Source organism: Microbacterium neimengense (assembly GCF_054782995.1).
The window spans coordinates 138,320-150,428 of sequence record NZ_BAAGRK010000015.1; the positions used below are offsets into that span (position 1 = coordinate 138,320).

General features: G+C 66.6%; 12 protein-coding genes. 6 read left to right on the forward strand and 6 right to left on the reverse strand.

Annotation, left to right across the window (positions count from 1 at the left end; translation table 11 throughout):
• Positions 1–39: 39 nt before the first annotated feature.
• Positions 40–606, reverse strand: a complete 567-nt coding sequence (locus tag ACYVJS_RS11185; protein WP_460740022.1) for a DUF3043 domain-containing protein — start codon at positions 604–606, stop codon at positions 40–42.
• Between the two features lie 48 nt (positions 607–654).
• Between ACYVJS_RS11185 and ACYVJS_RS11190 the strand changes: the two genes are divergently transcribed.
• From ACYVJS_RS11190 to ACYVJS_RS11215, 6 genes are all read left to right on the forward strand, one after another.
• Positions 655–2,046, forward strand: a complete 1,392-nt coding sequence (locus ACYVJS_RS11190) for a M20/M25/M40 family metallo-hydrolase (protein WP_460740023.1) — start codon at positions 655–657, stop codon at positions 2,044–2,046.
• Positions 2,047–2,159: 113 nt separating this feature from the next.
• On the forward strand, positions 2,160–2,525 hold the full coding sequence (erpA, locus tag ACYVJS_RS11195; RefSeq protein WP_274287933.1) for an iron-sulfur cluster insertion protein ErpA: 366 nt from the start codon (positions 2,160–2,162) through the stop codon (positions 2,523–2,525).
• A gap of 154 nt (positions 2,526–2,679) precedes the next feature.
• Complete coding sequence (gene ctaC, locus ACYVJS_RS11200) at positions 2,680–3,573, forward strand: aa3-type cytochrome oxidase subunit II (protein ID WP_243228070.1); 894 nt, start codon at positions 2,680–2,682, stop codon at positions 3,571–3,573.
• 2 nt (positions 3,574–3,575) lie between these two features.
• Complete coding sequence (ctaD, locus tag ACYVJS_RS11205) at positions 3,576–5,336, forward strand: aa3-type cytochrome oxidase subunit I (RefSeq protein ID WP_460740024.1); 1,761 nt, start codon at positions 3,576–3,578, stop codon at positions 5,334–5,336.
• Positions 5,337–5,771 (forward strand): aa3-type cytochrome oxidase subunit IV, encoded by a 435-nt coding sequence (ctaF, locus tag ACYVJS_RS11210; protein WP_460740025.1) that lies wholly within the window; start codon positions 5,337–5,339, stop codon positions 5,769–5,771.
• Positions 5,772–5,774: 3 nt separating this feature from the next.
• On the forward strand, positions 5,775–6,566 hold the full coding sequence (locus tag ACYVJS_RS11215; protein ID WP_460740026.1) for a PP2C family protein-serine/threonine phosphatase: 792 nt from the start codon (positions 5,775–5,777) through the stop codon (positions 6,564–6,566).
• Positions 6,567–6,577: 11 nt separating this feature from the next.
• On the opposite strand, the gene ACYVJS_RS11220 is transcribed toward ACYVJS_RS11215, so the two are convergent.
• The 5 genes from ACYVJS_RS11220 to qcrC form a co-directional block, all read right to left on the reverse strand.
• Positions 6,578–6,985 carry a rhodanese-like domain-containing protein gene (locus ACYVJS_RS11220; protein WP_460740027.1) on the reverse strand — a complete coding sequence of 136 codons (408 nt, stop codon included), beginning with the start codon at positions 6,983–6,985 and terminating at the stop codon, positions 6,578–6,580.
• A 72-nt stretch (positions 6,986–7,057) separates the two neighbouring features.
• Positions 7,058–8,236, reverse strand: coding sequence for an FAD-dependent urate hydroxylase HpxO (gene hpxO / locus ACYVJS_RS11225; protein ID WP_460740028.1), 1,179 nt, complete (start codon positions 8,234–8,236; stop codon positions 7,058–7,060).
• Positions 8,237–8,352: 116 nt separating this feature from the next.
• Positions 8,353–10,137: a cytochrome bc1 complex cytochrome b subunit gene (gene qcrB, locus ACYVJS_RS11230; protein ID WP_460740807.1), complete on the reverse strand. Its 1,785-nt coding sequence runs from the start codon at positions 10,135–10,137 to the stop codon at positions 8,353–8,355.
• A gap of 44 nt (positions 10,138–10,181) precedes the next feature.
• The gene (gene qcrA / locus ACYVJS_RS11235) at positions 10,182–11,261 is read right to left on the reverse strand and encodes a cytochrome bc1 complex Rieske iron-sulfur subunit (RefSeq protein WP_460740029.1); all 1,080 of its coding nucleotides are present in this window, start codon (positions 11,259–11,261) and stop codon (positions 10,182–10,184) included.
• A 37-nt stretch (positions 11,262–11,298) separates the two neighbouring features.
• Complete coding sequence (qcrC, locus tag ACYVJS_RS11240) at positions 11,299–12,102, reverse strand: cytochrome bc1 complex diheme cytochrome c subunit (protein ID WP_274287941.1); 804 nt, start codon at positions 12,100–12,102, stop codon at positions 11,299–11,301.
• Positions 12,103–12,109: the final 7 nt, after the last annotated feature.

Genomic DNA, 12,109 nt, shown 5'->3' on the forward strand with positions numbered 1-12,109 from the left:
GCGGCCGGTCCCGAGGGTCCGGCCGCTTTCTCGATTCGATCAGGCGGGACGCTGTCCGCGCTTCACCTGGGGCTTCGGCAGGCGCATGAAGCGCATCTGGACCGTTCGCATGGCGCCGTAGAAGCCGAGGCCCTTCTCGATGCGGTCGTCGCCGAACTTCGCGCGGGCGGCGCGCTTGACCCGGATCGAGGTGATCACCATGTCGAGGACGGCCACGATGATGAAGGCCCACAGCACCAGGTACGCGTAGACCTGGATCGCCGGGATGCCGACGAACATGAGCAGGAGAACCGCCACCATGATCGGCATCACGAGCTCAGCGACGTGCCACGTGGAGTCGACCCAGTCGCGGACGAAACGGCGCTGCGGACCCTTGTCGCGGGCCTGCAGGTAGCGGTCGTCGCCGTTGGCCATGCCGATACGCGCCTTCTCCTGCCGCTCTCGCAGCTCGGCGCGCGCCCGGGCCTTGGCCTCCTTCGTGTCGGCGACGAGGGGGCGCTTGCGCGCCGCCTCTCGCTCAGCGCGGGTGGGCGTCGCGCGCCCCTTTCCCGTCGTCGGAGTGCTCGGCGCGTCGTGCGCGGCGGAGTCGGCAGAGGTCTTGGCCACGATGGTCCTCAAAAGAACGGGGGAGGGGTGCGCCTTAAGATTACCCGCATGACCTCCGAGAATCCCAGGAACGGGGCCGTTCACGAAGCGGCCGCCGCCGGCATCCCCGTCGCCCTCGCCGATCTGGGTGCGCTCGTGCGCATCCCCTCGATCGCGTGGCCCGCTTTCGACCAGGAGGCGCTCGTGCGCAGCGCCGAGGCGATCGCCGCTCTCGCCGAGGGGATCGGCATCTTCGATTCCGTGGAGATCGCCCGCTCGGCCGTGCCGGGGACGGACGAGGTCGGTCAGCCCGCCATCCTCGCCACGCGCGCTGCGCGCGACGGCGCGCCGACCGTGCTCCTGTATGCGCATCACGACGTGCAGCCGCCCGGAGACGACGCTCTCTGGGAGACGCCGCCCTTCGAACCCACGGTGCGCGACGGACGTCTGTACGGACGCGGCGCGGCCGACGACAAGGCCGGTGTGATGGCGCACATCGCCGCGCTGCGTGCGATCCACGAGGTGTACGGCGACGACCTGACACTCGGCATCGCCCTGTTCATCGAGGGCGAGGAGGAGTACGGGTCCCGCTCCTTCGCGCAGTTCCTCTCCGACCATCGCGATCAGTTGCGCTCCGACGTGATCGTCGTCGCCGACTCGGGCAACTGGGATGCGGACACTCCCGCGCTGACGGTCTCGCTCCGCGGGAACGCCCGCTTCACGCTCACGGTGCGCACGCTCGATCACGCCTCGCACTCGGGGATGTTCGGCGGCGCCGTGCCCGACGCCACGATGGCTGCCATCAAGCTGCTCGCGACGCTCTGGGACGACGACGGTGCCGTGGCCGTCGAAGGTCTCACGGAGCGCGACGCACCGACGCCGGAGTACACCGAGGAGACCCTGCGCTCCGAGGCGGGTCTTCCGGCCGGCGTCGCCCCGATCGGTCGCGGCACGATCCTGTCGCGCATCTGGAACAAGCCGTCGGTGACGGTGACGGGAATCGACGCGACGAGCGTCGCCGCCGCATCCAACACGTTGGCGCCGGAGATCTCGGTCGTCGTGAGCGCGCGCGTCGCTCCCGGACAGTCGGCGCGCGAGGCGTACGCCGCGATCGAGGACCATCTGCGCCGGCATGCCCCCTTCGGCGCCGAGCTGACCTTCTCCGACATCGATCTCGGCGACGGCTTCCTCGTCGACACCGAGGGGTGGGCCGTCGAGGTGGCTCGGACGAGTCTGGCGACCGGTTACGAGGTCGACCCGGTCGACGTCGGCGTGGGCGGATCCATCCCGTTCATCGCGGATCTCGTGGAGCAGTTCCCCGGAGCGCAGATCCTGGTGACCGGCGTGGAGGATCCGCATTCCCGCGCTCACAGCCCGAACGAGTCCCTGCACCTCGATACGTTCCGGCACGCGGTGCTGGCCGAGGCGGCCCTGCTGGAGTCGCTGAACGAACGGCGCTGAACCGCCCTCACCGCGACTCGGCGGCGTAGAATCGGCGTGATCCGTCCCTCTGCGGGCCCTGCGCCCCGCATCCGACGTCATCAGAGAACACCGAGCAGTACACGAGGAGAGTCATGACCGACACCGCCCTGTCGAACGAAACGACGGCCCGCGCACACGGCGTGGCCCTCACCGACGACGCCGCCGCCAAGGTGAAGAACCTGCTCGAGCAGGAGGGCCGCGACGATCTGCGTCTGCGCGTGGCCGTGCAGCCCGGAGGATGCAGCGGGCTGATCTATCAGCTCTACTTCGACGAGCGCCTGCTCGAGGGCGACCAGACGGTCGACTTCGACGGTGTCGAGGTCGTGGTGGACGACATGAGCGTCCCGTACCTCGACGGCGCGAAGATCGACTTCAAGGACACGATCTCGGAGCAGGGGTTCACGATCGACAACCCCAACGCAGCGGGATCCTGCGCCTGCGGCGACAGCTTCCACTGACCCCGCGACACGCCGTGAATCGGCGCGTTCGGACTCGCTTTCGCGTGATCCGACCGCGCCGATTCGTCGTTCCGGGCTGAGCGCGTGGCCTGAATCAGGTGTGAGCTTGCTCTAGACTGAAGGAAGCTTTATTCGTGACCTGGAAAGGTGCACCGTGCCTTCGAAACGTCGAATCCGACTAGCCGTTCTTCCGCTGGGGATCGCGACGGCTGCCATCCTCGCCGGATGCAGCCCGACCCAGTTGCACGGCTTCCTTCCCGGGTTCACCGAAGACGGCCAGGCTGCGACGAACCACACCGACATGGTCGCCGGTCTGTGGGTCAACTCCTGGATCGTTCTGCTCGCCGTCGGCGTGATCACGTGGGGTCTGATGCTCTGGGCGATGATCGCCTACCGTCGCCGGCGTGGCCAGACGGGTCTGCCGGTCCAGCTGCGTTACAACATGCCGATCGAGATCTTCTACACGATCGTGCCGCTGATCCTCGTGGTCGGCTTCTTCGCCTTCACGGCGCGCGACCAGGCGACCCTCGAGACCCAGACCGAGAACCCCGACGTGTCGATCGTCGCGATCGGCAAGCAGTGGGCGTGGGACTTCCAGTACAACGGCGAGGAGGCCTCTGGCGACGACGCCGTCTGGTCCATGGGGATCCAGGCACAGACCGACGCCGCGGGCAACGTCGACCAGTCGCAGCTGCCGACGCTGTACCTGCCCGTCGACAAGAGCGTCAAGATCAAGCTCGAGTCCCGCGATGTCATCCATTCCTTCTGGATTATCGACTTCCTCTACAAGAAGGACATGTACATCGGCCGTGACAATTACTGGTCGTTCACGCCGACCCGTGAGGGCACGTACGCCGGCAAGTGCGCGGAACTGTGCGGCGAGTACCACTCGATGATGCTCTTCAACGTCAAGGTCGTCAGCGACGCCGAGTACGAGCAGTACCTGGAGAGCCTGCGCGACAAGGGTCAGACCGGCGACATTCAGGACGCCTACGACCGACTGGGCAACCTGCCGGGCACCGGCGCAACCGCCAAGGGAGACGAGTGATCATGGCGACGACAGTCCCGCTTCAGGAAGCGCCTTCCCGCCCCACGACCCTGCCGCCGCGCCAGGCCGCTCTGCTGAGCTCCTCGCGGATCGAGCAGAAGGGCAACATCATCGTCAAGTGGATCACCTCCACTGACCACAAGACCATCGGGTACATGTACCTGATCGCGTCGTTCCTGTTCTTCCTGCTGGGCGGCGTGATGGCACTGATCATCCGCGCAGAGCTGTTCGAGCCCGGGATGCAGATCATCCCCACGAAAGAGCAGTACAACCAGCTGTTCACCATGCACGGCACGATCATGCTGCTCATGTTCGCGACGCCGCTGTTCGCGGGCTTCGCGAACGCGATCCTGCCGCTGCAGATCGGTGCACCGGATGTGGCGTTCCCGCGACTGAACGCCTTCGCCTTCTGGCTGTTCCTGTTCGGCTCCACGATCGCCGTCGCAGGCTTCCTCACGCCCGCGGGCGCCGCATCCTTCGGCTGGTTCGCGTATCAGCCGCTGGCGAGCGCATCCTTCACACCGGGCGCCGGAGGAAACCTCTGGATGCTGGGTCTCGGCATCTCGGGCTTCGGAACGATCCTCGGTGCGGTGAATTTCATCACGACCATCGTCACCATGCGCGCCCCCGGTATGACCATGTGGCGCATGCCGATCTTCTCGTGGAACACACTCGTCACGAGCATCCTGATCCTGCTCGCGTTCCCGGTTCTGGCCGCGGCAATCTTCGCTGCTGCTGCGGACCGCGTGCTCGGTGCTCACATCTACGACCCGCACAACGGCGGCGTGCTGCTGTGGCAGCACCTGTTCTGGTTCTTCGGTCACCCGGAGGTCTACATCATCGCGCTGCCGTTCTTCGGCATCGTGTCGGAGATCTTCCCGGTGTTCAGCCGCAAGCCGATCTTCGGCTACAAGACCCTGATCTACGCGACCATCGCGATCGCCGTGCTGTCGGTCGCCGTCTGGGCGCACCACATGTATGTGACGGGCGCGGTGCTGCTGCCGTTCTTCGCCTTCATGACGATGCTCATCGCGGTTCCGACCGGCGTGAAGATCTTCAACTGGATCGGAACGATGTGGCGAGGATCGGTGACGTTCGAGACGCCGATGGTCTTCTCGCTCGGCTTCCTGGTGTCGTTCGTCTTCGGTGGTCTGACCGGCGTCATCCTCGCTTCGCCGCCGCTCGATTTCGCACTGAGCGACTCATACTTCGTCGTCGCCCACTTCCACTACGTCGTCTTCGGAACCGTCGTGTTCGCGATGTTCGCCGGCTTCTACTTCTGGTGGCCGAAGTGGACCGGCAAGATGCTCAACGAGCGTTTGGGCTACATCCACTTCTGGATCCTGTTCATCGGCTTCCACATGACCTTCCTCATCCAGCACTGGCTGGGTGTCGACGGCATGGTCCGCCGTTACGCGGATTACTCGTCGGCGGACGGCTGGACGTGGCAGAACCAGGTGTCGACGATCGGCTCCATGATCCTGGCCGCATCGGTTATCCCGTTCCTGCTGAACGTCTGGATCACCGCGCGCACGGCGCCCAAGGTCACCGTCAACGACCCGTGGGGCTACGGCGGATCGCTGGAGTGGGCCACGAGCTGCCCGCCCCCGCGCCACAACTTCACGTCCATCCCGCGCATCCGCTCGGAGCGTCCCGCCTTCGACCTGAACCACCCCGAGGCTTCCGTGCCGGTGGGTGTGGGACCCGCGAAGGATGCCCCTGACGCCCCGGTCGTCGATGCCGCCGACGGAGAGGTCAAGTAAGTGCGCACCAACATCAACCTGTGGTGGATCCTGGTCGGGTTCTTCGTCTTCATCGACGTCGTCTACACCGGGTGGAACATCCTCGCCCACCCCGATCTCGCTTGGCACAACGCCATCGAGTGGGTCGGCTCGATCGCTCTGCTGTTCGGTGCCTTCATGGCGCTCATGATCGGGTTCTATACGCACCGCGTCTACAAGGCCCAGCAGGGTGAGCTCCCCGAGGACACGCTGACGGCCGACATCGACGACGGCGACCCTGAGCTCGGCGAGTTCAGCCCCTGGTCGTGGTGGCCGCTCGTTCTCGCAGCCTCCGCCGCAGTGGCGGCGATCGGTCTCGCGGTCGGCACCTGGATGCTCCCGATCGGTCTCGGCATCTTCGCCGTGGCCATCGTCGGCTGGGTGTACGAGTACTACCGCGGGTACTTCGCGCACTGATCCGTGCCGATCAGGCTCAACGCGGCCGCCGTCTCCGACATCGGCCGATATCGCACGTCCAACCAGGATGCGGCCTTCACCGCATCCTGGGGGGCAGCTGTCGCCGACGGTGTCGGGGGAGGGCCCTCAGGAGACCTCGCTTCGGCAGCCTTCGTGCACCGGCTCGTGCCTTCGCCCCTCGCGGCGAGGGATGCGGAGCAATTGCTCGTGCAGATTCGCGAAGCGAACTGGGATCTGCGTGCCCACGTACAGCGTGATCCGTCGCTGCAGGGGATGGCGACGACCTTCACCGGGGTCTTCGTCGCGCCCGAGGACCGCCTGCTTCTGGCTCACAGCGGCGACTCCCGCGCGTACCTTCTCCGGCACGCGCAGCTGCGCCGCGAGACCCGCGACGATTCGTACGTGCAGGCACTCGTCGACAGTGGCCTCCTGACGCCCGAGGCCGCGGCATCGCACCCCCGACGCAACATCATCACGGCCTCGCTCGGCGGCGGTGAGGAGGACGTGGTTTCTATCGCGGAGCGCGACACGGTGATCGGCGATCGTTGGCTGCTGTGCAGCGACGGGGTCAGCGACTACCTCGACGACGAGGAGATCGGGTTGACACTGCTCCGCCACCGTGGCGTTGCGGATGCCGCTGCGGCCCTCGTGGCTCTCGCTCTCGATAGCGGCTCACGCGACAACGTGACGGCGGTCGTCTGCGACGTCCTCGATGGCGACGCCGCGGCGGAGCCCGCCACGTTCAGCGGATCGGCCGGCGAGCTCTTCCAGGAGAACCTGGACATCTCTGCCTGAGCGCCGACACCTCAGGGGGCGACGATCGACACGAGCGGGTCGCGGTGGCGCGGGAGAGGCCCTGAGGCGTCCTCCGCGGGATAGCCCTCTCTCACCCAGTACTCGTATCCACCGATCATCTCTTTGACCTCGTAGCCTGCCTCGGTGAAAGCGAGCGCGCCCTTCGTGCCCGCGTTGCATCCGGGGCTCCAGCAGTACACGACGACGGCAAAGCCGTCCGGAATGAGCTCCGCGGCGCGCTCCGCGATGTCGCGGTATGGAAGGTGGATGGCGCCGGGGATGTGGCCCTGATCCCACGCGGCAGCGCTGCGTACATCGACCAGGATGAACTCCTCGCCGGCGCGCTGCGCGGCGAAGACGTCGGAGGCGTCGGTCTCGTGGGCGAGCTTGGACGAGAAATAGCTGCGTGCATCCTGCATGCTGCGACTCTAGGCACCCTGACGTCGGCTCGCAGCAGTTAGAACGGCCGTGGACCGGAGGGATCCTGCCGGTCAGGTCAGGAGACCACCGATCGTCACAGGGCTATCGACGATGTTGCCGACGATTCCGCGGATGACGTTCTCCCCGGTCTCCTGGCGTAGCCCCGCATACCATGCGGCCGTGGTCTCCGGGTCGAAGCCGTGGGTCTCGGCGGCCCGCTTGCGCGCCCGCAGCACGAGGTCGCCGGCCCGAGCGGTCCGCGCAGCCTCGTACCGCCGCAGGGCGTCCGGGACTCCGAGGGTCGTGGTGGCGAAGACGAGGCCGAGCACGAAGCTGTCCTCGAGGGCCGAGCAGGCGCCCTGTCCGATGTCGGGAGCGGTGTTGTGCGCGGAGTCACCGAGCAGAACGACGCGACCGCGCGTCCACGTGTGGAACGGATCGATGTCCCAGATCTCGACGCGATTGAGCGACGCCGCGGGATCGATCGCGTCGAGCAGGATCTGCACCCCGTCCGTCCATCCGGCGAACGCCTCACACAGCGGGGTGACGCCCTCACTGCGGTCGTAGGGGAGTCCCGAGGGCTGCGGGACATCGAAGAAGAAGTAGAAGCGATCGCCGGCGACGGGCATCACCGACACTCGCTTGCCCTCGCCCACGTACGTCGTCCACTGGTCGGTGGGGGAGATCCGCGCATCGACCGGAACGAGGCCGTTGAAGTTCGTGTATCCCGAGTATCGGCGTTGCGTGGGCGTACCCAACACGTACTCGCGCGTGAGTGAACGCGCCCCGTCTGCCCCGATGACGAGATCAGCCCGTGCGGTGCTGCCGTCCTCGAAGGCGACGGTGACCGCGTCGTCGGCCTCCGAGATATCCGTCATCCGCATCCCGAGGTGGATGCGGTCGGTGCCGACCGTGTCCATGAGCAGGGCCTGGAGGTCGGCGCGGGCGACCGGGTAGGCGCGCTGACCCGTCTGCTGGGTGACGGGGTCGAGACTGAAACGGCACATCTCGTCTCCGGCGAGACCGTCGACGTACGCCATGTAGTCCATGCGGCCGCCGAGAGCGGCCACCTCGTCGCCGAGCCCGAGCCAGTTCAGCACCTTGACGCCGTTCGGCCACAGCGAGAGCGCGGCACCCACGGGACGGTTCTCGCGGATCTGGTCGTACACGTGGACGTCGTGGCCGAGGCGGGCGAGCGCGATCGCCGCGCTCGTTCCGCCAATGCCTGCTCCGATGATGATGACTCGCACATCGTCACGCTAGCGAGGCGCTGTCACGGGAATGTTACAGACACCAACATCGATGAGCACAGATGGAGAGAGGGCCCCGATCCGCGGATCGGGGCCCTCTCTCCATCTGAACGCGACTACTTCTTGTCGTCGTCTGTTTCGGGCTTCTCTGCGCCCTCGAGGAACTTCGGCGCGGGGATTTCTACCTCTGCCTTGTCGTGCAGGGCGACGGTCGGGCGGCCCTCGGCGGCGGCGCGCTCGGCGGCACCCTCGAGCTCAGCCGTCTCCTGGGCGTCGATGTGGTCCAGCTCGTGGTGCTGGTGCGCCAGAGCGGCATCCACCTCGGCCTGCGTGACCGGGGTCAGGCGGTCCTCGAAGAACCAGCGGGAGAGCGATGCACGCATGTTCTCGTGCCACGGGATGCGGCCCTGAGCGTTGGGGCGCACGACCAGCGGCTCGTTGACCTCGAAGTCCACCAGCTTCCAGCGCTCGTACTCGTCGACGGGCTGGTGCACTTCGATGTACTCACCGCCCGGCAGGCGCACGATGCGGCCGGACTCGTAGCCGTGGAGCGCGATCTCGCGGTCCTTCTTCTGCAGCGCGATGCACAGTCGCTTCGTGACGAAGTAGGCGATGATCGGGCCGACGATGAGGAGGGCCTGGAGCGTGTGGATCACGCCCTCCATCGTCAGATGGAAGTGCGTCGCGATGATGTCCGACGAAGCGGCGGCCCACAGCACGGCGTAGAACGTGACGCCCGCGGCGCCGATGGCCGTGCGGGTCGGCGCGTTGCGCGGACGCTGCGCGATGTGGTGCTCGCGCTTGTCGCCCGTGATCCATGCCTCGATGAAGGGGTAGATCAGGACGAGGACGATGAACAGGCCGAGGATGCCCAGCGGCAGGAGGATGTTCCACGACCAAGTGCGGTCGAGGAAGACGAACTCCAGGTGCGGCGGGACGAGACGGAGCGCACCGTCCGCGAAGCCGATGTACCAGTCCGGCTGCGTTCCGGCCGAGACGGGCGAGGGGTCGTACGGCCCGTAGTTCCAGATCGGGTTGATCGTGAACAGCGAGGCGATCAGAACGATCACACCGAAGGTCAGGAAGAAGAACCCGCCCATCTTGGAGGCGTACACCGGAACCATCGGATAGCCCACCACGTTGCTGTTCGTGCGGGCGGGGCCGGCGAACTGGGTGTGCTTGTTGATGATCATGAGCACCAGGTGCAGTGCCAGAAGCGCGATCAGGATCGCCGGCAGCAGCAGGATGTGCAATGTGTAGAGACGGCCGACGATGTCGGTTCCGGGGAACTCGCCGCCGAAGAGCAGGAAGGAGATCCACGTGCCGACGACCGGGATGCCCTTGACCATGCCGTCGATGATGCGCAGACCGTTGCCCGAGAGCAGGTCGTCGGGGAGGGAGTAGCCGGTGAAGCCCTCCGCCATCGCGAGGATGAACAGGATGAAACCGATGACCCAGTTCAGCTCGCGGGGCTTGCGGAACGCGCCGGTGAAGAAGACGCGCAGCATGTGCACGCCGATACCGGCGACGAACACGAGAGCCGCCCAGTGGTGGATCTGGCGCACCAGCAGGCCGCCGCGCACATCGAAGGAGATGTGCAGTGCGGACTCGAGAGCGGCGGACATCGCGATGCCGCGCATGGGCTCGTACGCGCCGTAGTAGTGCGTCTCGACCATGGAGGCCTGGAAGAAGAACGTCAGGAACGTGCCGGACAGCAGGACGACGACGAAGCTCCACAGCGCGATCTCGCCGAGCATGAACGACCAGTGGTCGGGGAAGATCTTGCGACCGAGCTCCTTGACCAGACCAGAGAGGCTCGTGCGCTCATCCAGGTAGTTCGCAGCGGCGCCGACGAAGCGACCACCGAGGGGCTTGCTGCGCTCCGAGGAGCTCGCAGGCATCGCGGGTTCCGTCGTGACGTTCTCCGTGGGGTGGGTTGCGGTGCTCAATGGCGCTCCCAGAAGCTCGGACCGACGGGCTCGGTGAAGTCACTGCGGGCGACGAGGTATCCCTCGTCGTCGACCGCGATGGGCAACTGCGGCAGCGGACGCGCGGCCGGGCCGAAGATGACCTTCGCGCCGTCGGAGACGTCGAACTGCGACTGATGGCAGGGGCAGAGGAGGTGGTGCGTCTGCTGCTCGTAGAGGGCCACGGGGCATCCGACGTGGGTGCAGACCTTGGAGTACGCGACGATGCCATCGTACGACCAGTCCTTGCGGTCCTCGGCCTCGATGAGCACGTCCTGCGGCATTCGCATAAGCAGGACGATCGCCTTCGCCTTCTCCTCGAGGTAGCCGTCGTGGTGGCTGAGGGAGGCGAGCTCTTCGGGGATCACGTGGAACGCGGAGCCGAGGGTGACATCCGATGCCTTGATCGGGCGACCGCTGGGGTCGTGCGCGAGGCGCATCCCCTTCTTCCACATCGTGTGGCTGAGAAGGTGCACCGGGTCGCCCGCATACGGGTTGTCCGGGCTCGACTCCGGAGCGAGGCCGCGGAAGAGGACCACACCGGGCACGACCGAGGCGACGAGAGCGGCGAACAGCGAGTTGCGGATCATCGCGCGACGCCCGAATCCGGACTCCTCGTTGGCGACCGTCAGGGCTTCCACGACCGCCTCGCGGGTGGTGTCACGACCGCGGGTCGCGTGCCGCGGCTCGATGAACTCCTTGTCGGACATGATCGCCTTCGACCAGTGGATCGCGCCCACGCCGATGGCCAGCAGCGCGAAGGCGATGCCGAGTCCGATGAAGAGGTTGTTGTCGCGGATGGCCGCGATCGAGCCGCTCTCGATGGGGAAGACCATGTAGGCGACGACGGCCCACACGGATGCCGCCACGGACAGGTAGAACAGCGTGTACACGGTGCGGACGGCGCGCTTCATCGCGGCGGGGTCCTTGTCGGTCACGCGCTCGCGGTGGGGCGGCAGACCGGGGTTGTTCACCGGGTCGGACACCGTCACGGCGAGCCCGCTGGAGGGCTTCCAGGAAGCCCTCTCGTGCTCGAGCGCGTCGTCCTCGTGTGCCATGGTGCTCCTCGTACGTTCCGTCAGTTCGTCAAAAAGATCAGTTGGACTTCGCGGTGATCCACACCGTGATGGCGATCAGCGTGCCGATGCCGAAGATCCAGATGAACAGGCCCTCCGAGACGGGGCCGAGAGAGCCGAGCGAGAAGCCACCGGGGGACTCGGTCTTCTGCATGTACAGCAGGGCCGAGATGATGTCGCGCTTGTCCTCGGGGGTGAGGTTCATGTCGTTGAACACCGGCATGTTCTGCGGGCCTGTCACCATGGCCGCATACATGTTCAGCGCGCTGGTCGTGTGCAGGTCGGGGGCGTACTTGCCTTCGGTGAGTGCACCACCGGCACCGGCGACGTTGTGGCACATGGCGCAGTTGATGCGGAAGAGTTCGGCTCCGGCCGAGACGTCGCCCTCGCCGTCGAGGACCTCCGACGACGGGTAGGTCGGGCCGGGCGCGATCGACTGGACGAACTTCGCGATCGCCTCGGTCTGCTCGTCGGTGAACTGGACGGGCTTCTGCGGCGCCTGCGGCGCCTGAGCCTGCAGCGGCATGCGGCCGGTCGAGACCTGGAAGTGCACGGAGAGCTCGCCGACGCCGTAGAGCGAGGGACCGTTCTGCGTGCCCTGCAGGTCCATGCCGTGGCAGGTGGCGCAGTTCGCCTGGAACAGCTTCTTGCCGTCTTCGACGGTGAGCTGGGAGGCGGCGGTCTGCGTCTCGGTGGTCGCCGCCATCGCGGCGGATGCGCCGGCGTAGATCCCGCCGGTCATCAGAAGGCCGATGCCGATCAGGGCGGCGGCGGCCAGGGGGCTTCGACGACCGGAAGTGCGCCGCTTCTTCTCACGTGCCATGGTGCTG

Coding starts and splice junctions, on each gene's coding strand:
- ACYVJS_RS11190 (WP_460740023.1), top strand. CDS start 655: ATGACCTCCGAGAATCCCAGGAACGGGGCCGTTCACGAAGCGGCCGCC.
- erpA (WP_274287933.1), top strand. CDS start 2,160: ATGACCGACACCGCCCTGTCGAACGAAACGACGGCCCGCGCACACGGC.
- ctaD (WP_460740024.1), top strand. CDS start 3,576: ATGGCGACGACAGTCCCGCTTCAGGAAGCGCCTTCCCGCCCCACGACC.
- ACYVJS_RS11220 (WP_460740027.1), bottom strand. CDS start 6,985: ATGCAGGATGCACGCAGCTATTTCTCGTCCAAGCTCGCCCACGAGACC.
- qcrB (WP_460740807.1), bottom strand. CDS start 10,137: ATGCCTGCGAGCTCCTCGGAGCGCAGCAAGCCCCTCGGTGGTCGCTTC.
- qcrA (WP_460740029.1), bottom strand. CDS start 11,261: ATGGCACACGAGGACGACGCGCTCGAGCACGAGAGGGCTTCCTGGAAG.
- qcrC (WP_274287941.1), bottom strand. CDS start 12,102: ATGGCACGTGAGAAGAAGCGGCGCACTTCCGGTCGTCGAAGCCCCCTG.